The organism is Ruthenibacterium lactatiformans, assembly GCF_000949455.1.
Taxonomy (GTDB): Bacteria; Bacillota; Clostridia; order Oscillospirales; family Ruminococcaceae; genus Ruthenibacterium; species Ruthenibacterium lactatiformans.
This window is the reverse complement of record NZ_JXXK01000007.1, coordinates 92,305-115,194: the sequence shown is the minus strand read 5'-3', so window position 1 is coordinate 115,194 and position 22,890 is coordinate 92,305. Positions and strand designations below refer to the sequence as shown.

The window sequence follows — 22,890 nt, the reverse complement described above, 5'->3', positions numbered from 1 at the left end:
TATAATAAATCCAGACACCTTTTCTGCAGAAAGAAGTGTACCGGACAATGACAACCAAAGAACGAATTTTGGCGCTGCTGGAGGAGAACCGCGGCACGCCGCTCTCCGGCGAGGTGCTGGCGGAAGAGCTGGGCGTTTCCCGTACGGCGGTATGGAAGGCCATCAAGGATCTGCAAAAGGCCGGGCATGCCATCGCCGCCGCGCAGAACAGAGGCTATACGCTGGATACGGACAGCGAGGTGCTGTCCGAGCAGGGCGTGCGGCTGTTTTTACGGAACAAATCGCTCAACCTCGTGGTGGCACAGGAGCTGGAATCCACCAATCTCACGGCAAAGCAGATGGCTGCCGCGGGCGCGCCGCACGGCACGCTGGTGGTGGCGGATTCCCAGACCGCGGGCCGCGGGCGGAGGGGGCGCAGCTTTGCGTCGCCGCCGGGCACGGGGCTCTACATTTCGATGGTGCTGCGCAGTGCGCTGCCCATGCAGAGCGCGGTGCTTGTCACCAGCGCCGCGGCGGTGGCGGTGTGCCGCGCCGTGGAGCGCGCGGCGGGCAAGCGGCTGGACATCAAGTGGGTGAACGACCTGTTTTACCGGGGCAAAAAGTGCTGCGGCATCCTGACGGAGGCGGCGGCGGACGTGGAAACCGGCGGCGTAGACTATCTGGTGGTGGGCATCGGGCTGAATCTGCTTCCGCCGGAGGGCGGCTGGCCGGAGGAACTGGCAGAGATCGCTGCGTCCATTTTCACCCCCGGTGAGCACGTGGGGCGCTGCCGCATTGCTGCGGCCATTGCGGATGAGCTTCTGGCCCTTTGCACCGCGCTGCCGGATACGTCTTTCATGGCGGAATACCGCGCGCGCAACCTGGTGCCCGGCCGGGACGTGGACGTCATTCAAAACGGTGAACGCCGGCCGGCCCATGCCCTTGCCATCACCGACGACGGGCATCTGCTGGTGCGTCTGCCCGGCGGCGGGCAGGAGGAGCTTTCGTTCGGGGAAGTCAGCATCCGGTTTCAATAAAGCCGGGCCGCAGCGGCACGGTGAAAAATGAAACTGCCGTTCCGCGGCCGGTACATGCCTTGTGCCCGCCGCGCGGCATTGCGGAAAAAGAGGGAATGACATGAAACGGAAAATTGCGACAAAGGACCTTGTTTTGACCGCGCTGTTTGCGGCGCTTACCGCTGTGCTGGCGCAGATCCAGCTTCCCATCGGCCCGGTGCCGTTCAACCTTGCGGTGTTCGGCGCGTTTTTGGCGGGCATGCTGCTTGAGCCTGCATGGGCCGCGGCCTCCATGGGGGTATACATGCTTCTGGGCGCGGTGGGAATCCCCGTGTTCGCGGGTTTTATGGGCGGCCCTGCCGTGCTTTTGGGCAAGACGGGCGGTTATGTGATCGGATATATTTTCATTGCTCTGGCCACAGCGCTGGCCGTCAAACGTTCGGGCAAGCTGCCTGTGATCGGGGCCGCAATGCTGGCGGGGCTGCTCGTCTGTTACGGGTTCGGCACTGCGTGGTTCATGGCCGTCACCGGGGCGGATCTTGTTTCGGCGCTGGGCTGGTGCGTGCTGCCGTTCATTGTGCCGGACGTGTGCAAGGGCGTGCTTGCGTGTGTTCTGGGCCGCCTGCTGGCGGGCCGTCTGGCAAAAGCGGGCGTAGCGTAAGGGCCCTGCGGGAAGCAAAATTCCGAAACCGGATAGACCAAGCGGAGCCGCATATCCTGTCAGGATATGCGGCTCCGCTTTTGCGTCTTGTGCTTCGTAGTCGGCGGCTCAACGCTTTTTACGCCGCCCGTCAGGGGAAACCGAGGTGGGGGAACCGCTGTTTTTCTCTGTTTTAGAAGGCGGCACGCTTTCCGCAGGCACCGGCTCTTTTGGTTCCGTCCGTGCAGCTGTTTCGGAAGGAGAACCAGCGGCTGCGGCTGCTTTATCGGAAAAGGCCGCAGCTTCGCCGTACGGGGAACAGCCGTCCGTACCGTCCGGCCTGCCGGAGGCGTGTGCGCTTTCCACTGTGCCGGGCGTGCCTGCGGGTGCTTCCGGCACAGGCGCGGCGTCCGGGACGCCGGTGGAGACGCCGCACGGTTCCGGTGTTTCCGGCGCTGTGGCGCACGCCCCGCGGGCCTTGTCTGCATCCGCGCCGGATACGTCTGCGGGCGTACAGGTCGGTGCATCCGGCTCCGCCGCAAGCTCCGTATCTCCGCCGTCGTTTTCGCCGCAGGTCTCCGCTGCTCCGAACACCTCCATCCTGGCGGCAGGCGCGGCGCCGTTTCCCGCGGCCGCGCTGCCCGGAAAGGTGAGCGTCACGGTGAACGTGTCGCCCTGTACGCCGACCTCCAGCCCGCCGCCGAAATTCTGCATGAAGGTCTGCGCGATGGAAAGCCCCAGGCCGCTGCCCTCGGTGGTGCGGCTGGCGTCTCCCCGCACAAAGCGCTGGAGAATGTCGTCCGGGGCGAAGTTCATTTCGTAAGACGCGGTATTCGTCAGCGTCAGGCGGGTGGCGATGTCGCCCCGGGAGACCACCAGATAAATGCGCGTGCCCACCAGCGAATAGCGCAGCGCATTGTCCAGGATGTTTTGCAGCACGCGGTACAGCTTGCCGCTGTCCGCCTGCACGATGGCGCTCTCCGGCATTGTCGCCTTTACCGGAACGCCTGTATGCCGGATGGAGTCGTTCATATCACCCAATGTCTGGCGCACGGCCATTACAAGGTCCAGCGGTTCGATGGCCAGCGCCTCGCTGCCGCTGGTGGCCTTGGCCAGCGTGAACAGGTCCGCCACAGTGGTGGCCAGCCGTTCGGACTTCTGCCGCAGGATGAGCACATAGTCCCGTGTCCCGGCGGGCAGGTCGTCCTGCTTTTCCAGAAGGTCCAGATAGCCGATGATGCTTGTGAGGGGCGTTTTCAGGTCGTGGGAGACATTTGTGATGAGGTCCAGCTTCATGCGTTCGCTTTTCATCTGGGCAGCCACGCTTTCCTGCAGATGGGCGCCGATGTCCGATACGGCCTTGGAAGCAGCGTACAGGCTGCTGTCCTCGGGAACGCAGACAGGCGCGGGGTCGCCCTTTGCGGCAATATCAAGCTGGCGCAGAAGTGCGTCGAAGCTCTGTGCGTCCCGATAAGAGCGCCATACAAGATATCCGGCGCCTGTCGTCACCACAAAAATGGCGAATATGGCGAAGGCGGTATAGCGCCCTGAGCCGAACCAACGCGCATTGCCTACGCCCAGAAGCTGATTGCTGAGAATGAGATAGGAAAGCACCACAAGCCCGGCCATGACTCCGCACACCCACAAAATGCGATAGACCCACGCACGCCCGGCGGGATAATGGACGTTGAGATGGTTCTCGCCCGTGAGGATGCTCCGCAGCGCGCGCCCGGCAAAGCGCGCCGCCCGGCAAAGCGTTGGCCAGACGCGGGCCAGCAGGCTGTCGGCGATGAGACGCCCGGCCTTCCATTTGCGCGCCAGCGCCAAAAGGCACAGCAGCATCACGCCGCCGCCCGCGGTGCCGATGCCCGCGATGACTACATCCACAGCGCCCAGAGACAGCCCGAGCGCCATTCCCAGCAGAGGCGTGAACAGGATCACCGCAGCCAGCACCTCGGTGGGCAGCGCGCCGGATTCTCCTAAAAAAATGTCATCCGAGCCCTGTACGCGCCCGGTGCGCACGAACAGGAACACCGTGCAGCCAATGCACACCGCACAGCTCAGCAGCAAAAGCAGTATCCCCATTGCGCCGGAAAAATTCGGGCATATCACAAATGCCAGCACAGGGTTCGTCGCCAATACCAGCGCAAACGCCGCCATCTGCCCAAACGACGCTTTATTGCGCCTTTTCCATCTTGTATCCAAGTCCCCACACCACCTTCAGATATTTGGGATTTTTCGGGTTGATCTCGATTTTTTCGCGGATGCGGCGAATGTGTACCATCACGGTGTTTTCCACGCTGAAGCCAGGCTCGTTCCACACCCGTTCGTAGATCTCCTCCGCGTTGTAAACGCGGCCGGGGTTCTGCATCAGCAGCGCTACGATGCGGTATTCCGTGGCCGTCAGACGCACGGGCGCGCCGTCCACGGTCAGCTGCTTTTCGTCCAGGTCCAGCGAAAGGCCGCCCAGCGTCACCACATTTTCCCGGGCGGGCGCGCCCGCCAGCGTGCCCAGCGCCAGATAGCGGCGCAGCATTGCTTTCACGCGGGCCACCAGCTCCATGGGATTGTAGGGCTTGGTGATGTAATCGTCCGCGCCGATGGCCAGCCCCGCGATCTTATCGGCGTCCTCGGTCTTGGCGCTCAGCAGCAGGATGGGCACGTTCTTTTCCTTGCGGATCTGCATGGTGGCGGAAAGGCCGTCCATGCGCGGCATCATCACGTCCAAAATCATCAGCTGCACATCGTGGGTGTGCAGCGCGTCCAATGCCTCCAGTCCGTCGTAGGCGCGCAGCACGGTGTAGCCCTCCAGCTCCAGCAGCGCCGCAATGGCTCCTACGATCTCACGGTCGTCGTCCACGACAAGAATTTTTGTCTGTTCCATATCCGCATCCTCCCGTTGCTTGTATGATACCGCCCGATTATAAATTCCGGCAGGGGAAAACCCTTACGATTTCCTTAAAAATACGCCTTGTCACAAAAACACCGCCCATCGCAGGATAGGCGGTGTTTTCGCAGTTATTCTGCCGGCGCGGAAGCCGGGTCCGTGGTTGCGCTTTCCGAGGCGGAACCGCTCTGTGCGGGTGCCACGCTCTCGGGCAGAGCCGAGGCCACATTGTCCATCACCTGGTCCTGCGGGGCAACAGGCGCCTGCGCTCCACCGGAAGAGACGGAACCCGTCTGGCTCTCTGCTTTCATCTCGCTTTCGGTAATGGCTGTCAGGTAATACGCGTCGCCGCTTCTCGTAAAGATATAATCCATATATTTCGCCGGTTCCAGCTTGGTGGGGTCGAACACGATCTCGCCGCTGCCGTACAGGTCCAGATAGCCGACGGTCACGCGCTTGGTGCTGCCTTCGCGCCGGATCTGCATCACGCGCGGCGAATAGTTGCCGTTCACGCTGGTGATGGGCAGCAGGTAGGCGTTCTTTTCCGGCACATACTGGAACGTCAGCCCGTTGTCGGTGAAGGTCTCGTAATTGAAATGAAAATCCGGCCCGTACAGCGAGGCCACGGCGCGGTCGATATCCAGTGTGGGCAGGTACATCGCGCCCACCTCGTCGCGCTCGTAGGTGTCCAGACTGTCGCTGTTTTGCTGGATAACGGACCAGATGGCCGCGTCCAGCAGGCGCGCGCGGTTTGCGCTTTCCAGTGAATCAAAAGGCTCCGGGTCCAGCGAGACAAGCGTTTGCAGCCGCAGCTCGAATTCCTCTTTTTCCTCGGTGTCGTCGAACAGGCTGGCTGTCAGGCGCACGCCGCCGGAAATGACGCTTGCCAGCCCAATGACGACCAGGACACACACCACCGCGCCCAGCACCTGCCGCAGCCTGCGGCGGCGGCGCAGCGCGTGGCGCGCCTTTTCGGCTTCGTTTGAAGTTGCCATATCGGTACTCTCCTTGTTGAAAGCGGGGCGTTCAGCGCACTTGTCCGTTGCCCCGGATGATATATTTGTAGCTGGTCAGCTCGGCCAGGCCCATCGGCCCGCGCGCGCCCAGCTTCTGCGTGGAAATGCCCATTTCACAGCCCAGCCCAAATTCGCCGCCGTCCGTAAAGCGCGTGGAGGCGTTCACATATACGGCGGCCGAATCCACGGCTGCGCAGAATGCGTCCGCCGCGGCGGCGTCTTCGGTGACGATGGCCTCGCTGTGGCCCGTGGAGTGGGCCGCGATGTGCGCCGCCGCGTCCTGCACGCTGTCCACGACCTTTACGGCCAGAATGTAATCCAGAAATTCGGTGTCGAAATCCTCCGGCCCGGCGGGCGTGCCGGGAATGACGGCCGCGGCGCGGGGGCAGAGCCGAAGCTCCACCTGTTTACCGGCCAGACGCGCGGCCAACGCGGGCAGGAACGCTTCTGCAACGTCCCGGTGAACCAGGCAAACCTCGGCGGCGTTGCACACGGACGGACGGCTCGTTTTCGCGTTGTATACGATGTCCAGGGCTTTTTGCAGGTCGGCCGCGGCATCCACATAAATATGGCAGATACCCGTGCCTGTTTCGATGCAGGGCACCTTGGCGCTGTCCACGCAGGCGCGGATGAGGCCCTTGCCGCCCCGGGGGATCAGCAGGTCCACAAAGCCGCGGGCCTCCATCAGGTGGGCGGCACTGGCGCGGGAGGTATCCTCCACCAGATTCACCAGCGTGCCGGGCGCTCCGCAGTGCTCCAGCCCCGCGCGCAGCGCGGCGACAACGGCTGTATTGGAGCGGATGGACTCCTTGCCGCCGCGCAGGACGCATACGTTGCCGCTCTTCAGGCAGAGCGCGGCGGCGTCCGCCGTCACATTGGGGCGGCTCTCGTAGATAATGGCAATCACGCCCATGGGCACGCGAACCTTGCGGATGACGAGCCCGTTGGACCGGGCTGTCTCGCTGAGGAGCTCGCCCACCGGGTCCGGCAGTGCGGCGACGGCGCGCATGCCCTCGGCCATGCTTTCCACGCGCGCGGGCGAGAGAGAGAGACGGTCGATCATGACAGGGGCGATCACGCCGCGCGCGGCCTCCACATCCGCGGCGTTGGCCGCGAGGATATTATCGGCGTGGTCCAGCAAAGCCTGGGCCATGGCCTCCAGCAGACGGTTTTTCTCAGCGGTGGAAAGTGCGGCCGCGGCCGGTTTTACGGCGCGGGCGGCGCAAAGCAGATCGGCGGTGGTCATGTCGGTTTCCTCCTTTAAAACGGGACGTTCAATGGGCGCGGCGCTTCAGGCCTGGGCATTCCCCAGAAAGCGTGTGCCCACCGGCTTTCCCTCAACGATGTCGTACAGGCAAAGCGGGTCCGCGCCGTTGGCAATGACCATGGGGATGCCCTGCTGTGTCACACGGCGCGCGGCGCGCAGCTTCGTCACCATGCCGCCCGTGCCCTGGCCGGAGCCCGCGCCCCCCGCCAGCGCCTCAATGTCCGGCGTGATGGCGGCGACCTCACGGATGAGCACCGCGTCCGGGTCTTTGTGCGGGTCGGCGGTGTACAGGCCCTCGATGTCGCTGAGCAGCACCAACAGGTCCGCTTCAACGCTGACGGCCACAATGGAGGCCAGCGTATCGTTGTCGCCCAGGGTGGAGACCTCTGCGATCTCAGCTGTGGAAACCGTGTCGTTTTCGTTGATGACAGGAATGGCGCCCAGCTGCAGCAGGCGCTGGAGGGTCGTTTCCACGTTGTGGCGGCGCATTTTGTCCTCGATGTCCGCCGCCGTGAGCAGCACCTGCGCCACGGTGTGGTTGTATTCGGTAAACAGCTTGTCGTAGGTGTACATCAGCTCGCATTGGCCCACGGCCGCGGCGGCCTGCTTGGTGGCCATGTCCGAGGGGCGCGCCCCGAGCTGCAGCTTGCCCACGCCCATGCCGATGGCGCCCGAGGAAACCAGCACGATCTGGTGCCCGGCATTCTGCAGGTCCGCCAATGTTTTGCACAGTGTTTCCACCAGGCGGATGTTCAGACATCCGGTTTTGTGGGCAAGCGTGGAAGTGCCCACCTTTACGACAACTCGCATCAAAAAAAGCCCCCAACCCATTCATACTTTCCCCAGCACGGGCCGAATCTACCCGCGCGCACAGCCGTGCTGCCGCGTAAGCGCACAGGGTGTGCCCAGCCGCGGCAGCGGCGGTTTTGGGGTTATTATAGCATGACGCCGCGAAGCGGCCCCAACAAAACCGCACGTACTGCGGTTTTGCATGCTGCAATGTTCCCAAAACCACGCGCGGGAGCGCGTAAGCGCACAGAGTGCGCCCAGCCGCGGCAGCGGCGGTTTTGGGGTTATTATAGCATGACGCCGCGAAGCGGCCCCAACAAAACCGCACGTGCTGCGGTTTTGCATGCTGCAATGTTCCCAAAACCACGCGCGGGAGCGCGTAGGCGCACAGAGTGCGCCCAGCCGCGGCAGCGGCGGTTTTGGGGTTATTATAGCATAAAAAAACCCGGAAAGCAAAAAATCCTTTGACGGAGGGCGGAATACTTATTATAATGAGCTGTAAGCGGCAGCAAGGCAGCTTATGCATTATAAAAGTAATGTAGAAAGAGGTGTCCGCCATGCGCCGGATGAGCATGAACACGGCAGGAGCGGCGCGCATTGGCGCCGCCGGTTTTATGAACGGACAAAGAGCGGGACGGGATGCGCCGCTGTACGGCGGCACGCCCCATGAAGGAGAATTATGACGGAAGAACCAATCAAAGTAGTATTGTTTGCCGCGGACTGCGGCGGATATGACATTGAGCGCAGCATGGAAGAGCTGGCCGCCCTGGCACAGGCAAACGGCATGGAAGCCGTGGCGGAGGTGGTGCAGAAGCGTGAAACGCCGGAGGCGGCCACATTTTTGGGCGAAGGCCGCCTGGCCGAGGGCCGTATGCTGTGCATCAACCTGGGCGCGGAGTGCGCCGTGTTCGACGCCGAGCTGTCCGGCAGCCAGATCCGAAATCTGGAGGAGCTGCTGGAGGTGCAGGTCATAGACCGCACCATGCTGATTTTGGAGATATTCGCAAGCCGGGCCGTGACAAATGAAGGCAAACTGCAAACGGAGCTTGCCACGCTGCAGTACCGTCTGCCCCGTCTGGCGGGCCTTGGCGCCAGCCTGTCCCGTCAGGGCGGCGGCGGGGGCGGCGGCGCAGGCGCCCGCCGCGGCGCGGGCGAAAGCAAGCTGGAATACGACCGCCGCCATGTGCGCCGCCGCATCGACGCGCTGCGCGAACGCCTGGAAGAGCTGGAGCGCCGCCGTGCCGAAACGCGCAAGAGCCGCGAAAAGAGCGGTGTGCCCGTGGTGGCGCTGGTAGGGTATACCAATGTGGGGAAATCCAGCCTGCTGAACCGCCTTTGCGGCGCGCAGGTGCTGGAGGCTGACATGCTGTTTGCCACGCTGGACCCGACAGCCCGCCGTCTGACGCTGCCCTCGGGGCTGGCCTGTGTGGCTGTAGACACCGTAGGCTTTGTAAGCCGGCTGCCGCACAATCTGGTGCAGGCGTTCAAAAGCACGCTGGAGGAGGCCGCCTTTGCGGACGTGATTCTGAAAGTATGCGACGCTTCGGACCCGGAGGCTGCCGCGCAGCTGGCCGTGACGGACGACGTGCTGGGCGAGCTGGGCTGTGGAGATATCCCGCAGATCGTTGTGTACAATAAATGTGACCGTGTGGAGAACGCGGCGCTGTTCGATACTTCGGCCGTGCGCACCAGCGCGGTGACGGGCGAGGGGCTGGACGCGCTGCTGGCACGCCTGGACGCCGCGTTGGCGGGCCGCGTGCGGCGCATCGCGGTGCTGCTGCCCTATGATAAACTGGGAGAGGCTACGCCCATGCGGGAGAATGGCACTGTCCTAACCGAGGAGTACCGTCCCGAAGGCGTGTATCTGGAAGGCATTGTCAAAACGATGGATCTGCACCGTTTTACACCGTATCTGGTCTGAGGCGGATAAAACGGCCCGCGCCGCCGGAAAGGGGCGCGGGCCGCAATTTTTATATACAAAGCAAAAAGCGCTGCTTGGCGGCAGCGCTTTTTGCATAGAGGGGTGGGAAAGTATAAATAAGTTTGGTGTAATCAAATTCAGTAGCTTTAGTATACTCCTTTTGCTTTATTTGTCAAAAGAAGAAAGCGAAAAAATGCTTAATAAAAACATTTACAAACGAAAAAATTCATTATATAATTAAGAAAACTGCGAAAGTGGATTCAAAATATTTATTTTGTAACTTTTCTTTGAAAAACAGCTTTAAAACATTAAGATTTTACCATTGGAGGCTTGTCCCGCATGGATGAACTGGACCGCAAAATACTGCGCCTGCTGTCGGCCGATGGCCGCATGACGGTAAAGGATATCGCCCGCCAGGTATCGCTGACAAGCCCGGCTGTGAGCGAGCGCATCCGCCGCATGGAAAAGACGGGCGTGATCGCAGGCTACACCGTAGTGCTGGGCGACGCCGAGCCGAAAAGCCATATCGACGCGCTGATCAGTATTTCCGTCGCTCCGGCCGACAGGCAGTATTTCATCACGATGGTGGAGAATCAGCCCGGCGTGGCGCAATGCTTTCATGTTACGGGCAGCCACAGCTTTATTGTGAAGGTGAGCTGCGCGGGCATCCATGAGCTGGAGCATCTTATCAACCGTTTTCAGAAGCTGGGGCAGACGAGCACCCAGATCATTTTATCCGCGCCGGTGGACCGGCGCTTTACTTTGGATGTGCATGAGCACGGAAAGGACCCGGTATGATCTGCGAGAAATGCGGCGAACCCATTGCGCAGGACGCGCTGTATTGTGAAAATTGCGGGGCGCGCGCGGCGCTGCAGGCGGACGCGGCGCAGGCGCGTTCCGCGTCTGCGCGGAAAAGCATGCCTTTGGACGAAGGCGGAAGCCCGGAACAGGAAAATCCGGCGTCGGAGGATGCTGCCCGGCCCGGGCGGAAGCGCCGCCGCGCAAAGCGTGAAAAAATGCCGCCTGCCGACCCTCCCATCCCGCCGGAAGATATGATCCCCCTGACAACAGGGCAATGTGTGGGTATCCTGCTGGCCCTCTGCGTGCCGGTGCTCAACCTTGTTTTGATGCTGAAATGGGCTTATGCGGCCCGGGGCAACGAGAGCCGACGGAGCCTGGCGCGTGCGGGACTGATCCTCACGGGCGTGTGTATCGGGGCATCCATCGTGGTGCTGGCGGCCGTTACCTTTGCGGTGTCCATGGGGCTGGTATCTGTGGGCGGTGTGGTTTGAGCATGCTGCGCGCGGGAGAAAAGGAGCATTCTGAAGAATGATTGTACGAAATGAAAAAGAAACCGACCACAGGCATGTGGAAGAGCTCATAAGAAAAGCGTTTTACAACCTTTATGTGCCCGGCTGCACCGAGCATTATCTGGCGCGGGTCATGCGCGGCCACGAGGACTTTATTCCGGAGCCGGACCTGGTGCTGGAACTGGACGGCCGGGTGATCGGCAGCATTCTGTACACAAAGGCGAAGCTTTCCGACGCGGCGGGGAAGGAAAAAGAGATCCTCACGTTCGGCCCTGTCTGCATCGCGCCGGAATATCAGCGGATGGGCTATGGCAGGCGGCTTATGGAAACGTCTTTTGAAAAAGCGGCCGCGCTGGGCTATGACGTTATTGTTATTTTCGGCAGTCCGGCGAACTATGTGGCCCGAGGCTTTAAAAGCTGCAAAAAGTTCAACGTCTGCGCGGATAACGGACGTTACCCCGCGGCCATGCTGGTGAAGGAGCTTGTTCCCGGCGCGCTGGATGGGCGCAAATGGGTCTATCGCGATAGCCCTGTGATGGCGTTTTCAGAGGAAGAAGCCCAAAGGTATGACGATACTTTGGAAAAGCTGGAGAAAAAATGGCAGCCCTCGCAGGAGAAATTTTATATTTTATCCCATTCCTTTGTCGAATAGGACAGAGCATATGCCGCCGGATGCGTGCAGGCTGAGGAGGCGTTTCGCTGCGTTGAACGAGGCATAAGTGAAAGAGTATTCCGGAAGAATGGGGTGACGACTGCGCCCGCAGGCGCGTGAGGCTCCGTTCGTAAAGCAGTTGGGCGGAAAAGCAAAGTTTTTTGACAAATTGAAACGCCGGAACGGCCCGCAGACCGTTCCGGCGTTTTTCTGTTTCAGATGCTGCGGAGCGTCCGCGCTTAAAACGCGATGTCATCCTCGGCGTCATCCGCCTCGTCCGCTGCGGCGGTTTCTTCCGCCGCAGGTTCCTCATGGCTGAAATCATCACTGAACAGGAGCTGCTCATATTCATCCAGCTCGGCCTCGCGGCGGCGCAGATACATATAAGCGGCAGTCAGCGCGCCGGCAATGGCAGCGAAGAACACCAAAATGGCTGCAAAAGTCGATTTTTTCATGGTGATAACGTCCTCCTTTTGGGGGCGCAGGGCTTCCCGCACCCGTTTTTCTATTTTTTTGCCGGTGCGGTAGGCCTCTCCCGCGGCCAGAGCGGTTTGGGCCGCCCCAAGTGCAAGCCTCGTCAGTTTTGACGCCAGAAAAAGTCCCATCCGCACCCTCCTGCACACCGATTTTCACTTACGCTTATTATATCCGCTTTCCGGCCGGTTTACAAGTATTTTTTCAACACCGGACGGTATGCCTTGAACGCGCCCGGCAGTGTATACACTCCGTCCACTTCCGCGCGCCCGGCCCAGACGCAGCCCGGCGGAGGCGCGCAGCTTTGCGCGGCGCAGGCAAACCCGTCCATCTCCCACACAAGATGGCTGAACACATGCCGGGCGGGCGTCAAAGGCTCCACGGCGCGGGCTGTGACGCCGAGCGCCGCCAGGGCCTGCTCTGTTTGTATGGCGCTGCGCGCGCCCTCCAGCAGCACGGGCTGCCACAGCCCCGCCAGAAGCCCCTTCTGCGGGCGCTGCTGCAGCAGGACGCGCCGGTTTTCCATATCCAGCACCAGCGCCACGGTCCAATGCTGCGTTCTTTTTGCAGCGGGCGGCGCCTTTACGGGCAGTGTCTCCTGCACGCCCAGGGCGCGGGCCGCACACAGCCCGCGCAAGGGACATTCGCTGCACAGGGGCGCGCCGCCCGGCAGGCACACCAATGCTCCCAGCTCCATCAGCGCCTGGTTGTAGTCGCCGGGGCGTTCCGGCGGCTGCAGCTCCATCACGCAAGCTGTCAGGCCTTTTTTTACGTCAGGCCTGGTCACATCGCGCCCATCGTTCAGGATACGGGCAAACACCCGCAGTACGTTGCCGTCCACGGCGGGCACGGGCAGACCAAAGCTGATGGAGGCGATGGCGCCCGCCGTATATGCGCCTACGCCCGGCAGCTTCAGCAGCGCGTCATAATCGGCGGGCAGCGCGCCCCCGTGCTGCTCCATTACGATCTGCGCGGCCTTTTGCAGATTCCGCACACGGCTGTAATAGCCCAGGCCCTCCCACAGTTTGTGCAGGCGCTCGGGGTCGCAGGCGGCAAGGTCGGCCACTGTGGGCAGCTCGGCCATGAAACGTTCAAAGTAAGGCAGCGCGGCCGAGACTCTCGTTTGCTGCAGCATGATCTCGCTTACCCAAACGCGGTAGGGCGTGGAGACCGTGCGAAACGGCAGAGTGCGTTTGTTCTGTTCATACCACCGCAGCAGCGGCGGCGCGATATCGGGAAGTGTCATTGCCAGTCTCTCCAGTGCTCGGCCAGCCAGCGGGCCACGCCGTTTTCCGTGTTGGCGCCGATGACGCGTGTAGCGGCGGCGCGCGCTTCGGGCACGGCGTTGGCCACGGCGCAGCTCTCCGCGGAGATGCGGAACATCGGCACGTCATTGATGTTGTCCCCAAAGCTGACGATGCGCCGCGCGCCCGTCATCTCCACCACGCGGGCCAGTGCGCTGGCCTTGGTGCAGCCTTCAGGATAGATTTCCAGCAGGCAGCCGCCGCTGCCGTATTCGTCGGAATAATAGTAGCAGATAAGCCCGGGAATGGCCGAAAAAATATCGTAAAACGCGCGGGCTTCCTCTGCGCCGGGCAGCGCAAGAAGGAACATCAGCGTGTCGCCGCCCGCAAGCGCTTCGGGATAGTGTTCCACCTGCACAAAGGTCTTATACGGCGAATGGATGCGGCTGGAAACGAACGACCGCTCAAAATCGCAGGCGAATTCTTTGTAATACACATACAAATGGCCGCCTTTGACGCTGTAAGCAAGCGCCTCCTGGCCCGTGCGCTCCAGCACCGCGCACACGGCGGCGGCCGTTTCCCGCGCCAGCGGCGTGGCGGCAAGGCAGCGCGTGTGCGCAACGTCGTAAATCATCGTACCCGTCATCAGCACAGCGGGCGTGCGAAGGCCCAGCGGCCGCAGCAGCTCCACCACCGTGGCGGGGCTGCGGGCCGTGGCCACGGCAAGCTGAAGCCCTTCGTCCAGCATAGGGTGCAGCAATGCTGCGCTTTCCTGTGAAATGCGCGCGTCTGCGCCCAGCAGCGTGCCGTCCAGATCCGTCACAAACAGGGTGGACAAGCCGCCCGCCCCCCTTTCTTCAGCAATTTTTCCTGTTCTGCCATATTTCCGAGCTCGCACTTCGGGTACCGCTCGTGTTCACTAAGAAACATGGTATCTATGCCGCCAGGCTCATGCTTCGCCTGCGGCTTGCATTCGCCAACCGGACATATTATACCATGATGCCGCGAAGCGGCCTCAACAAAACCGCATTCACTGCGGTTTTGCATGGTTCAATGCTCTCAAGCCCATGCGCAAAAGCGCATCGGCGCACGAAGTGTGCGTGGCCGCGCAAGCGGCGGTCGTGAGGTTATTATACCATGATGCCGCGCAGCGGCCCCAACAAAACCGCACCTGCTGCGGTTTTGCATGGTTCAATGCTCTCAAGCCCATGCGCAAAAGCGCATCGGCGCACGAAGTGCGCGCAGCCGCGCAAGCGGCGGGCTTGAGGTTATTATACCATGGCGCCGCGAAGCGGTCTCAACAAAACCGCGCCTGCCGCGGTTTTGCATGGTTCAATGTTCTCAAGCCCATGCGCAAAAGCGCATCGGCGCACGAAGTGCGCGCAGCCGCGCAAGCGGCGGGCTTGAGGTTATTATACCATGAAAACAGAGGGAAGAGAAGCAGCGCGTTCAGCTGTAAAATAAAACGGGCGGCACAAAATGTGCCGCCCGCAGCGGTTCAGGAGAAGCCGCACGCTCTTAGTACGGTTTTTCCACCAGCCGCGCCTTTTCCAGCAAAAGGACGACGGCAGGCAGCAGCACGAGCTGGATGACGATGCCCGGCAGCGCCGTTACGAACGCGCCCGAAACAAATACCGCGAAGGAATAATTTCCGGCGGAGAAGATGAGCGCGTTCATCACGCCGTATACAAGGCGGCCGATGAGCATGGCGCTCACGAGCTGGATGTACAGGTCCAGCGGGCGCTTACCCGTGCGCACGAACCGGCGCAGCACGCCCGCCGCAAGGCCGTAGGCGGCCAGCTCGCACAGCATGCTGGGCAGATAAGCCATCGGCGGCATGCCGGTGATCATGCTGGAGAGCAGGGAAGTGAGAATACCGGACAGCAAACCGTAGACCGGCCCGCAGACGAGCCCGCACAGCAGCACGGGGATATGCATGGGCAGCAGCACGCTGCCGGCATTGGGGATGCTGTGGAACGCCACGGGCAGAACAACGCCCAGCGCCACGCACAGCGCGGCCAGCACCAGTTGTTTTGTGTTGAACTTCGATTTTGTCATAAACAATCCCTTTCCTCACAGAAAAAAGCCGCGAAAACAAGGCCCTGCTTCATGCGGGGCGCGTGCCTTCGTGGCTTTCTGGTTTTTATGATGATGGATGCACGCGTGTGCATGCAAAGCCGCACGGGCGGCCGGGACGCCGGGGAGATGCGCGCCTTCATGGCGGCGGTTCCCTGTTATTATAGCAGACGATGCGGACGCTGGCAAGTATTTTGTGCGCGGGGCCAGTCAGGCGAACGGGGTGGTGTCCAGTGTCAGATCTGCAAGCGCCTGCACCGCGTGGGCCTTAAAATAGGTTTCCTCCAGCGGAATCCAGCGCGCTTCAAATACGGTCCAGGAATCCGCGCCGCCCCGGGCTGTCAGCCGGGCGCGCTGTACCGCCTGCGCGCAGGTGACGAACACCGAGGCCGTATAATGCCCGCGCAGGGACGGATGCAGAGAATAGCTGCCCTCCACAACGGCAAAGGACGCGGCGGGAATTTCCACAGCGGAGCCGGGCACGCCTGCGGAGCAGTCGAAAGGGCAAAAACGCACGGGTTGTCCGGCTGCAAACGGCTCCAGCGCCTCGCGCAGGAAACGCTCATGGTGCACATTTTCGCCGGGCTGGGCCAGACGTTCCGGCGTGCGCAGTTCCGGCGGCAGAAAAAAGTCGTCCATGTGAAAGACCGGACACCCGAACACCTGCGCCATATGCGCGGCCAACGTGCTTTTTCCGCTGCCGCAGCGCCCGTCGATGGCCAGCAGCGCATGGCCGCCGGGGAAAACGGATTCCAAAACGCGCTGGGCCAGCAGCAGAGCGGGCCAGGCGTCTGCATAACACCGGCGCACCACGCGGTAGTGGGGCGCATATTGCTCCCGGTACGCTGCGCTGTGGTGTACGGCCGGGCAGCCTGCGGCGCGCAGAGTCCCGGTCTGCCGCCGCAGGGTCTGTGCGTCCCGTGGCGGCAGCACGGCGTCCGCCCAATGCGCCAGGCCGTCCAGCACGGCGGCGAAACAGGCGGTTTCCCCCTTGTGTTCACGAGCCGTGGCGCAGAATACGCGCCCCAAAAGGCGCAGCACCTCACGGCTCCACGCGCCGTTCAAATAGATGCGGCACAGCCCGTTGCCGATATCCTCGACACAGCCCGGCAGAGCGGCGCCCTTTACATGCTCCGGCACGGCGTCTGCGCCGGGGAGCCCGGCGGCCCGGGCATATTCCTCCATCAGGTGCCGTCCGGCGGTTTCCGGCGCGGGGGCCGTGTGGCCGCACCCGAATTCCCGCTGGTACAGCAGTTTGTAATAATCCTGCGGCTGCATCTCCGGGCGCTGCGCCCGGTGCGTGTCCAGCAGCCGTTCCAATTCCTGTCTCATTCAGAGAACGCTCCTTTACCGGCATAAGTCCGTGCAGCAGAGATGCACTCGCCGCTGCTTTTCCAGTATAGCACACGAAACCAGGAGATTGAATAGACCGGACACGATTTTACCGCCCGTTTCAGCCGTTTCCACAAGTGCGGGCGGCGCGCTGCCTGCGGTGCCCGGCAAGGACGTGCGGGCTGAAACAGAGCGATGGAAATAAAAAACGCGCCCCATACCTTCCGGTACGGGACACGTTTTTTGGATGACGCGGTGTGCGGAAGGACCCGCGCGCCGCAAAGGGGAGCTTTTTCAGGCCTTCCACAGGCTGTGCAGGTTGCAGTACTCGTACGCGGCCACAACGCTGTCGCCCTCGGCCAGCATAAACACGGCTTCCGGCTTCTGGCCCGGCGCCAAAGGCTTGCGCTGGTTGCCCTGAGCCGTCTCCAGCGCGATCCATTCGATGTAATGCTCGGGCAGCATGGGGTGTTCCACAGCGCCGACGCGCACAGTCACCTTGTTGCCCTCTACCTCGATGACAGGCACGTGCTTTTCCAATGCCCCGTCCGTAGTGCCGGGGATGATCTCCTGCATCGGCTCGCCGCAGCACACAACGGGCACGCCGCTGCTGCGCACATAAGCGATGATATTTCCACAATGTTTACAGATATAAAACTTCATATCCGATCCTCCATCCTGATGCAATATTTTGCCGCGCCGGGCGGCGCGGCAGCCGGAACGCAAACGCTCCGCTGCTTACAGCATGACACAACCGGACGCAGTTTGCAAGAGCTTTTTTGGAAAATTCAGGTAATCCATCAACTTTGTAGGAATGCACAGTTGTACTTGTGAAAAAGGACGGAGAGTACGGCGCGTGAGAGGCGGCAGATCACAGATCCTTTATCAATACCAGTTCAGAGACGCCTTTTCGGACGGCGTCGGGCAGACGGCCCAATTCCCAATAGCCGAGGGAACGGTACAGGGCCTGCGCCTTTTCGTTGAAGTCGCTCACCATCAGCGCAACGCGTCCGGCTCCTTGCACACGGGCCATGGCTTCGAACTCCGCGAGAAGAAAATGCCCCACGCCGCGCCCGCGGGCCCGGGGTGCGGCGCCGATGAGCGCGAGATAGGGATACAGCCCGCAAAAGCCCTTGGCCCGGATCCGCATTACGCCCAGCACCTCTCCCGCACTGCCGCAGGCAACGTAAAGTTCGCCTGCGTTCAATGCGTTTTCGAGGGAGCGCGCCAATGCCCCGGGCGCGGAAAAGTAACGTTCATAAATTTCGCTGTCTGCAAATACATTGCAGCAGGCGGGAAGATCGGCCTGTGCGGCGGCGCGGCAGATCAATTCCATGGCGGCGCCTCCTGCTGCATGCGTCCGGCCGCGGCGGCCGCGGCATTGTGGATCAGCGAACGCATGCGGATGAGCTTTCCGTTTTCCCGGGTGGGGCATACGCGGTTGGTCAGCAGCACCACAAAAAGCCCGGTATCGGGGTCCACGGCGATGCTGGTGCCTGTGAAGCCGGTATGTCCGTAGGCGCGCGGGCTCATCAGATCGCCCAAAAAATTGGAGGGGCTGCCTGCCAGGTTGAAGCCCAGGCCGCGGAATTCGTGCCCGGCACCCGGTGTGCGGTTGACCAGCGCGGCGCGCAGCGTTGCAGGGGAAAGAAACTGTGTGCCGTCCGGCAGTTTCCCGCCCAGCGCCAGCATCTGAACAAAGCGCGTCATGTCGCAAAGATCGCTGAATATACCCGCGTTGCCCGAAAGACCGCCCAGAAACCGGGCGTTTTCATCATGGACGGCACCGCGCAGCAGCTCGCCCGTGGCCGGGTCCCGTTCCGTGGGAGCGACATCCCCCGCCGGGCGGTAGGTAGTGTGCGTCAGGCCCAGAGGCTCGAATACATACTCCTGTGCCAGCCGGTCGATGGACTGGCCGCCGATTTGTTCCAAAATACGCCCCAGAAGGATGTATCCCATGCAGCTGTAAACGGGCAAAGCGCCCGGCGCATGCTCCAGCGGGTGGGCAAGGATCGCCCGGACGGCGTCTCCGGGGCCGTCCGCTTCCTCGCTGAGATAAAAATGGGCGGGCAGGCCGCTGGTATGTGTCATCAACTGGAGCACAGTAATGCCTTTTTTGTCTTCGGGCGCGGGGAAAAACTGTTCCACTGTATCGTAAAGGCGCAGCCGCCCTTCCTCCAGAAAGCGGAATGCGATCATCGTGGTGCCCACGATCTTTGACAGGCTGGCGATGTCGTACAGCGTAGTCTCCCGGGCGGGGCCGAAGGTCTGCCGGACACAGACGCTCCCGCGGATACCCACGGAAAGGCAGGCGGAGGGATAAGCGCCGTCATCCAGGCCCTGCCGGACAAGACGGCACACTTGCTCAAAATTTTTCATGGCAGCCTCCTGAAAAAATAGTTTCCGAACCGCGCGGCGGCGGGAAGTCACCTAGATGGTAGTGCACGAAGCGGAAAATGTCAAGAAGGCACAGCGGGGCGTTTTTAACAAAATCAAAGAAAAAACTATGGACAATATAACTGTTTTTTTGAATCATAAAAAATAATTCTGTTCATATTGTGCAGTTTTTTCCGGTTTTTGTATTGACAAAGCAAAGGAAAAAGCATTATGATATGAGCATGAAACAATTGTTCTGAAAATTTTAAGATTATTAAAATTAATTTTCTGAACCGTTTCAAATCCTGCCGAATGTATTGCGCAGTAATAAAGGAGGACAACATGAAAAAGTCGCTGAAGAAGATCCTGGCATTTACCATGGCTGCGGCAATGGCCGCCGGTCTAGCTGCCTGCGGCAGCTCTGCATCCACGTCCCCGTCCGCGGGGGGCTCGGGCAGCGCCCCGGCCGTTTCGGACGAACCCATCAAAATATCGATGTATTACGCAGATAACCCCACGCTGCCGTATATGGACAGCTGGCTGGCGGTTCAGGAGACTGCGAAAATCGCGGGTGTGGACCTGACGGTGGAGGCTATCCCTTCCACGGATTACAATACCAAGGTCTCCCTGGCGCTGAACACCGGCGAAAATTGTCCCGACGTGATACTTTATCAGGATACTAAGGGCGAGAATTCTTCGCTGGCGCTCAACGGAGCCATCGTCCCCATCAGCGATTATCCGGAATGGACGCCCAACTTTAATGCCATGGTGGAAAAGCTGGGCCTGAAGGATGATGTGGAGGAACTGGCGCTGAAGGACGGCAAGCGCTATTTTATGCCGCAGCTGTTCGACCAGCCCTTCTATGACGGCGGCCTGATCATGCGTCAGGATTACCTGGAGGAAAAGGGCTTTGATGCGCCCAAGACCTTCGATGATCTGTACGAGATCCTCAAAGCCTATAAGGCGGACCATCCCGATTCCTACCCGCTTACCACGCTTGTCGCGCCTTATGTTACATACCGCATGACGATGCCTTCTTTCGGCATCAGCTTCGGAAAGAGCTCATCCTCCGGCACGGGCGCGCTGAGCTACGATTATGAAAAGGGCGAATATTTTGAGGGCTGCATCAGCGAGGAAGCCCGCGAATATCTGCGCTTCATGAATAAGCTGTATGCGGAAGGCCTGCTCGACCCCGAGATGGCTGCCCCCATCGACGGCGACGTATGGTCCACCAAGATGGCAACGGGCGCCGCAATGGCTACTTACGCTTACTACGACCAGATCGGCGGCGTTGAGACCGCCAGCGAGATCGACGGCTTCAAGCTCCAGATGTATCCGTCCCTGGAAGGCCCGGCCGGCGCACACCATCAGCCCAAATCCAAAACCGGCAAGGGCATCATGTTCCCGGCTTCCACCGCCGAGCGCGACGATTTCGAGCAGGTAGTACGCGCCGTGGATGAGATGTTCTTCTCGGAGGAATGCTCCACGATCTGGTGCCTGGGCGTGGAGGGTACGACCTACACCATGGACGGCGACAAGATCGTTTATTCCGACGACCTCACAAGTTCGCCCGACGGCATTTACAAAACCATGCAGGTGAAGTACGGCTGCGGCGCGGATCCTTTCCAGTTTGTGTGGATCAACGAACGCGAAATGAGCAAGTATGACGAGAACTACGCCCAGATCAACAAAACCGTCGCAGGCATGGAGGATGGCAATGTGATCCAGCCGCTGCCCCCGACGCCGCTGTTTGACGACCTGACGGCCGAAGATGCGGCCAGCCTGCAGACGCCGCTGGCGGACAGCATCGAGGTATGGATCGACGCATTCGTCACCGGTTCAAAGAGCCTGGATACCGATTGGGACGCCTATGTGGCAGAGATGAAAAACCTGCAGATCGAAGAATTCTGCAAGATGTACAACGACAACCTGCGCAAATAAACCGAAAAAAACATAAGTGCCCGCGGGACGGGGCCGTACAACCGATATGGCCCCGTCCCGTGTTTTTCCATTTACTGCCTTTGTATGGCGTGCAAATCAACTGCAAGGAGGTCCTGCGGAATGCCCAAGACAGCCGTATTGACGGCGGACGCGAAAGCCGCGAAGCGCAAAGCGTTCCGAAAACATCTCAAACGTTACTGGGTGCTGTATGCGATGCTGGTACTGCCCGTCGCATATTATATTGTATTTAAGTATGTCCCCATGGTGGGCAACGTGCTTGCGTTCCGGCGCTACCGGCCGGGCAAGGGCCCGTTCGGCACGGAATGGACGCTGCGCTATTTTGACCGTTTTCTGCGTGACCCAATGTTCTGGCGCGCTTTGCGCAACACGCTGGTGCTTTCCATAGGGAACATCCTCATCAATTTTCCCATCCCCATTCTTTTTGCCATTCTGCTCAACGAGGTGCGGGCAAAAAAATTCAAAAAGTTCGTTCAGACGGTATCTTATATGCCGCGCTTTATCTCCACGGTGGTGGTCATCGCCATCCTGAACGAGATCCTTTCGCCCAGCTCCGGGATTCTGAACCAGTTCCTGGGCCTGTTCGGCGTCGACCCCATTTACTTCATGAACGAGCCGCAATGGTTCCGCCCGGTGTATATTTTATCCGAGACCTGGCAGTTCACGGGGTGGACGGCCATTATTTACCTGGCGGCCATCACCTCCATCAGCCCGGACCTGTTTGAGGCCGCGGAGATGGACGGAGCGTCCCGGCTGCAGCAGATCTGGTACGTGACGATCCCGTCCATCCTGCCTACCATCATGATCATGCTGATCATGAACGTGGGGCATATGCTCAGCCTTGGCTTTGAAAAGGTGCTGCTGATGTACACGCCGTCCAATTCGGGCGTAAGCGATATCATCGACACGCTGGTGTACCGCACCGGCCTTGTCAGCCAGAACTATTCCTATGCGACGGCCATTGGCCTGTTCAGCGGCATTGTCGGCCTGATCCTCGTCACGTCGTCCAACGCTGTGAGCCGGAAGCTGACCGGCGAAAGTATTTATTAAAGGAGGCGGCAGTCTGATGCAAAAACGGTATCATACCCTGGAAAATATCATCTTCGACGCGATCGTTTATCTCGTGATGGCTTTCGTGCTGATCTGCTGCCTTGTCCCGTTCATTTACATGCTGGCTGTTTCCTTTTCCGGCACAAAGCCGCTCATCAACGGCGAGGTGTTTTTGTGGCCGAAGGATTTTACACTGGATTCGTACAAGCAGATCTTCACTTACCCAAACTTCTTCAAGGCATATGGCAATACGTTTTTATACGCGGTGGGCGGCACGGCCATCGCGCTCATCATGACGAGCCTGATGGCATATCCGCTTTCCAAGACGTTTTTGTGGGGCAATAAGTTCTTTACGAAAATGGTCGTGGTGACGATGTTCTTCTCCGGCGGCCTGATCCCAAACTACCTGCTGCTCAACAGCCTTCACCTTGTGGGGACGCGGGCGGCCATGCTGATGCCCTTCGCCATCAACTCGTTCAATCTTATCATCCTTATCAACTTTTTCAGGAGCATTCCCAATGAGATCGAGGAGGCGGCGCTGATCGACGGGCTGGGGTATTTCGGCATCCTGCGGCGCATCGTGCTGCCGCTCTCCACGGCGGCCATCGCCACCATCGGCCTGTACTATGCCGTGTTCTTCTGGAACGACTGGTTCAACAGCCTGATCTATCTCAAGAGCGACCAATACCCTGTTATGATGTTCCTGCGCAATATCGTGAACGGTACCATGGTCATCGGCACGGGCAGCGGTTCGGCGGAAAAGACGACCATTGCCATCTCGGTGAAATCCGCGGTCATCATCACATCCACCGTACCCATTATCGTGATCTATCCCTTCCTTCAGAAATTTTTCGTCAAGGGCTTGACCATTGGGGGCGTAAAGGGATGAGCGCGTTTCCGTC

General features: G+C 60.5%; 22 protein-coding genes. 9 read left to right on the top strand and 13 right to left on the bottom strand.

What is annotated here, in order from left to right:
• Nucleotides 1–47 precede the first annotated feature (47 nt).
• Nucleotides 48–1,016 (top strand): biotin--[acetyl-CoA-carboxylase] ligase, encoded by a 969-nt coding sequence (locus TQ39_RS07095; RefSeq protein WP_050005026.1) that lies wholly within the window; start codon nt 48–50, stop codon nt 1,014–1,016.
• A gap of 100 nt (nt 1,017–1,116) precedes the next feature.
• Nucleotides 1,117–1,656 carry a biotin transporter BioY gene (locus TQ39_RS07090; RefSeq protein WP_009324918.1) on the top strand — a complete coding sequence of 180 codons (540 nt, stop codon included), beginning with the start codon at nt 1,117–1,119 and terminating at the stop codon, nt 1,654–1,656.
• 108 nt (nt 1,657–1,764) lie between these two features.
• Here the strand turns inward: TQ39_RS07090 and TQ39_RS07085 are convergent, their stop codons facing one another.
• The 5 genes from TQ39_RS07085 to proB form a co-directional block, all read right to left on the bottom strand.
• The gene (locus TQ39_RS07085; RefSeq protein WP_156146206.1) at nt 1,765–3,840 is read right to left on the bottom strand and encodes a histidine kinase dimerization/phospho-acceptor domain-containing protein; all 2,076 of its coding nucleotides are present in this window, start codon (nt 3,838–3,840) and stop codon (nt 1,765–1,767) included.
• The gene (locus tag TQ39_RS07080) at nt 3,812–4,519 is read right to left on the bottom strand and encodes a response regulator transcription factor (protein ID WP_009324914.1); all 708 of its coding nucleotides are present in this window, start codon (nt 4,517–4,519) and stop codon (nt 3,812–3,814) included. The genes TQ39_RS07085 and TQ39_RS07080 overlap by 29 nt, the downstream gene beginning before the upstream one ends.
• A gap of 134 nt (nt 4,520–4,653) precedes the next feature.
• A complete protein-coding gene (locus TQ39_RS07075) occupies nt 4,654–5,517 on the bottom strand; it encodes a hypothetical protein (protein WP_009324912.1) in 864 nt (287 codons plus the stop codon).
• Nucleotides 5,518–5,548: 31 nt separating this feature from the next.
• Nucleotides 5,549–6,784 (bottom strand): glutamate-5-semialdehyde dehydrogenase, encoded by a 1,236-nt coding sequence (locus TQ39_RS07070; protein ID WP_050005024.1) that lies wholly within the window; start codon nt 6,782–6,784, stop codon nt 5,549–5,551.
• 45 nt (nt 6,785–6,829) lie between these two features.
• Nucleotides 6,830–7,615: a glutamate 5-kinase gene (proB, locus tag TQ39_RS07065; RefSeq protein WP_050005050.1), complete on the bottom strand. Its 786-nt coding sequence runs from the start codon at nt 7,613–7,615 to the stop codon at nt 6,830–6,832.
• A 658-nt stretch (nt 7,616–8,273) separates the two neighbouring features.
• On the opposite strand from proB, the gene hflX reads away from it, so the two are divergent.
• From hflX to TQ39_RS07045, 4 genes are all read left to right on the top strand, one after another.
• Nucleotides 8,274–9,515, top strand: coding sequence for a GTPase HflX (gene hflX / locus TQ39_RS07060; protein WP_050005023.1), 1,242 nt, complete (start codon nt 8,274–8,276; stop codon nt 9,513–9,515).
• Nucleotides 9,516–9,854: 339 nt separating this feature from the next.
• The gene (locus TQ39_RS07055; protein WP_009324904.1) at nt 9,855–10,313 is read left to right on the top strand and encodes an Lrp/AsnC family transcriptional regulator; all 459 of its coding nucleotides are present in this window, start codon (nt 9,855–9,857) and stop codon (nt 10,311–10,313) included.
• Complete coding sequence (locus TQ39_RS07050) at nt 10,310–10,807, top strand: zinc-ribbon domain-containing protein (protein WP_009324902.1); 498 nt, start codon at nt 10,310–10,312, stop codon at nt 10,805–10,807. Before TQ39_RS07055 ends, TQ39_RS07050 begins: the two co-directional genes overlap by 4 nt.
• Nucleotides 10,808–10,844: 37 nt before the next feature.
• On the top strand, nt 10,845–11,477 hold the full coding sequence (locus TQ39_RS07045; RefSeq protein ID WP_050005022.1) for a GNAT family N-acetyltransferase: 633 nt from the start codon (nt 10,845–10,847) through the stop codon (nt 11,475–11,477).
• Nucleotides 11,478–11,716: 239 nt separating this feature from the next.
• Here TQ39_RS07045 and TQ39_RS21595 read toward each other — a convergent pair whose 3' ends face one another.
• The 8 genes from TQ39_RS21595 to TQ39_RS07005 form a co-directional block, all read right to left on the bottom strand.
• Complete coding sequence (locus TQ39_RS21595; RefSeq protein ID WP_242853462.1) at nt 11,717–12,082, bottom strand: hypothetical protein; 366 nt, start codon at nt 12,080–12,082, stop codon at nt 11,717–11,719.
• A gap of 59 nt (nt 12,083–12,141) precedes the next feature.
• Nucleotides 12,142–13,197 (bottom strand): A/G-specific adenine glycosylase, encoded by a 1,056-nt coding sequence (mutY, locus tag TQ39_RS07035; RefSeq protein ID WP_050005021.1) that lies wholly within the window; start codon nt 13,195–13,197, stop codon nt 12,142–12,144.
• The gene (locus TQ39_RS07030) at nt 13,194–14,033 is read right to left on the bottom strand and encodes an HAD hydrolase family protein (RefSeq protein WP_050005020.1); all 840 of its coding nucleotides are present in this window, start codon (nt 14,031–14,033) and stop codon (nt 13,194–13,196) included. The genes mutY and TQ39_RS07030 overlap by 4 nt, the downstream gene beginning before the upstream one ends.
• Nucleotides 14,034–14,713: 680 nt before the next feature.
• Nucleotides 14,714–15,253 (bottom strand): ECF transporter S component, encoded by a 540-nt coding sequence (locus TQ39_RS07025; RefSeq protein WP_050005019.1) that lies wholly within the window; start codon nt 15,251–15,253, stop codon nt 14,714–14,716.
• 228 nt (nt 15,254–15,481) lie between these two features.
• Nucleotides 15,482–16,603 (bottom strand): uridine kinase family protein, encoded by a 1,122-nt coding sequence (locus TQ39_RS21590; protein WP_242853461.1) that lies wholly within the window; start codon nt 16,601–16,603, stop codon nt 15,482–15,484.
• Nucleotides 16,604–16,897: 294 nt separating this feature from the next.
• The gene (locus TQ39_RS07015) at nt 16,898–17,266 is read right to left on the bottom strand and encodes a desulfoferrodoxin family protein (protein ID WP_009324888.1); all 369 of its coding nucleotides are present in this window, start codon (nt 17,264–17,266) and stop codon (nt 16,898–16,900) included.
• Nucleotides 17,267–17,474: 208 nt separating this feature from the next.
• Entirely contained in the window at nt 17,475–17,939 is a 465-nt protein-coding gene (locus TQ39_RS07010) for a GNAT family N-acetyltransferase (RefSeq protein ID WP_050005018.1), read from the bottom strand.
• Nucleotides 17,930–18,982 carry a serine hydrolase domain-containing protein gene (locus tag TQ39_RS07005; protein ID WP_050005017.1) on the bottom strand — a complete coding sequence of 351 codons (1,053 nt, stop codon included), beginning with the start codon at nt 18,980–18,982 and terminating at the stop codon, nt 17,930–17,932. The genes TQ39_RS07010 and TQ39_RS07005 overlap by 10 nt, the downstream gene beginning before the upstream one ends.
• A 339-nt stretch (nt 18,983–19,321) precedes the next feature.
• On the opposite strand from TQ39_RS07005, the gene TQ39_RS07000 reads away from it, so the two are divergent.
• The 3 genes from TQ39_RS07000 (at nt 19,322) to TQ39_RS06990 (ending at nt 22,877) form a co-directional block, all read left to right on the top strand.
• A complete protein-coding gene (locus TQ39_RS07000) occupies nt 19,322–20,920 on the top strand; it encodes an extracellular solute-binding protein (RefSeq protein WP_117460115.1) in 1,599 nt (532 codons plus the stop codon).
• Between the two features lie 120 nt (nt 20,921–21,040).
• Nucleotides 21,041–21,988, top strand: a complete 948-nt coding sequence (locus TQ39_RS06995; protein WP_009324880.1) for an ABC transporter permease — start codon at nt 21,041–21,043, stop codon at nt 21,986–21,988.
• Between the two features lie 16 nt (nt 21,989–22,004).
• Nucleotides 22,005–22,877 (top strand): carbohydrate ABC transporter permease, encoded by an 873-nt coding sequence (locus TQ39_RS06990; protein ID WP_009324877.1) that lies wholly within the window; start codon nt 22,005–22,007, stop codon nt 22,875–22,877.
• Nucleotides 22,878–22,890 lie beyond the last annotated feature (13 nt).

Coding starts and splice junctions, on each gene's coding strand:
- TQ39_RS07000 (WP_117460115.1), top strand. CDS start 19,322: ATGAAAAAGTCGCTGAAGAAGATCCTGGCATTTACCATGGCTGCGGCA.
- TQ39_RS07095 (WP_050005026.1), top strand. CDS start 48: ATGACAACCAAAGAACGAATTTTGGCGCTGCTGGAGGAGAACCGCGGC.
- TQ39_RS07025 (WP_050005019.1), bottom strand. CDS start 15,253: ATGACAAAATCGAAGTTCAACACAAAACAACTGGTGCTGGCCGCGCTG.
- mutY (WP_050005021.1), bottom strand. CDS start 13,197: ATGACACTTCCCGATATCGCGCCGCCGCTGCTGCGGTGGTATGAACAG.
- TQ39_RS07050 (WP_009324902.1), top strand. CDS start 10,310: ATGATCTGCGAGAAATGCGGCGAACCCATTGCGCAGGACGCGCTGTAT.
- TQ39_RS07005 (WP_050005017.1), bottom strand. CDS start 18,982: ATGAAAAATTTTGAGCAAGTGTGCCGTCTTGTCCGGCAGGGCCTGGAT.
- TQ39_RS07070 (WP_050005024.1), bottom strand. CDS start 6,784: ATGACCACCGCCGATCTGCTTTGCGCCGCCCGCGCCGTAAAACCGGCC.
- proB (WP_050005050.1), bottom strand. CDS start 7,615: ATGCGAGTTGTCGTAAAGGTGGGCACTTCCACGCTTGCCCACAAAACC.
- TQ39_RS07055 (WP_009324904.1), top strand. CDS start 9,855: ATGGATGAACTGGACCGCAAAATACTGCGCCTGCTGTCGGCCGATGGC.
- TQ39_RS07045 (WP_050005022.1), top strand. CDS start 10,845: ATGATTGTACGAAATGAAAAAGAAACCGACCACAGGCATGTGGAAGAG.
- TQ39_RS07075 (WP_009324912.1), bottom strand. CDS start 5,517: ATGGCAACTTCAAACGAAGCCGAAAAGGCGCGCCACGCGCTGCGCCGC.
- TQ39_RS07090 (WP_009324918.1), top strand. CDS start 1,117: ATGAAACGGAAAATTGCGACAAAGGACCTTGTTTTGACCGCGCTGTTT.
- hflX (WP_050005023.1), top strand. CDS start 8,274: ATGACGGAAGAACCAATCAAAGTAGTATTGTTTGCCGCGGACTGCGGC.
- TQ39_RS07010 (WP_050005018.1), bottom strand. CDS start 17,939: ATGGAATTGATCTGCCGCGCCGCCGCACAGGCCGATCTTCCCGCCTGC.
- TQ39_RS06990 (WP_009324877.1), top strand. CDS start 22,005: ATGCAAAAACGGTATCATACCCTGGAAAATATCATCTTCGACGCGATC.
- TQ39_RS07080 (WP_009324914.1), bottom strand. CDS start 4,519: ATGGAACAGACAAAAATTCTTGTCGTGGACGACGACCGTGAGATCGTA.
- TQ39_RS06995 (WP_009324880.1), top strand. CDS start 21,041: ATGCCCAAGACAGCCGTATTGACGGCGGACGCGAAAGCCGCGAAGCGC.
- TQ39_RS21590 (WP_242853461.1), bottom strand. CDS start 16,603: ATGAGACAGGAATTGGAACGGCTGCTGGACACGCACCGGGCGCAGCGC.
- TQ39_RS21595 (WP_242853462.1), bottom strand. CDS start 12,082: ATGGGACTTTTTCTGGCGTCAAAACTGACGAGGCTTGCACTTGGGGCG.
- TQ39_RS07015 (WP_009324888.1), bottom strand. CDS start 17,266: ATGAAGTTTTATATCTGTAAACATTGTGGAAATATCATCGCTTATGTG.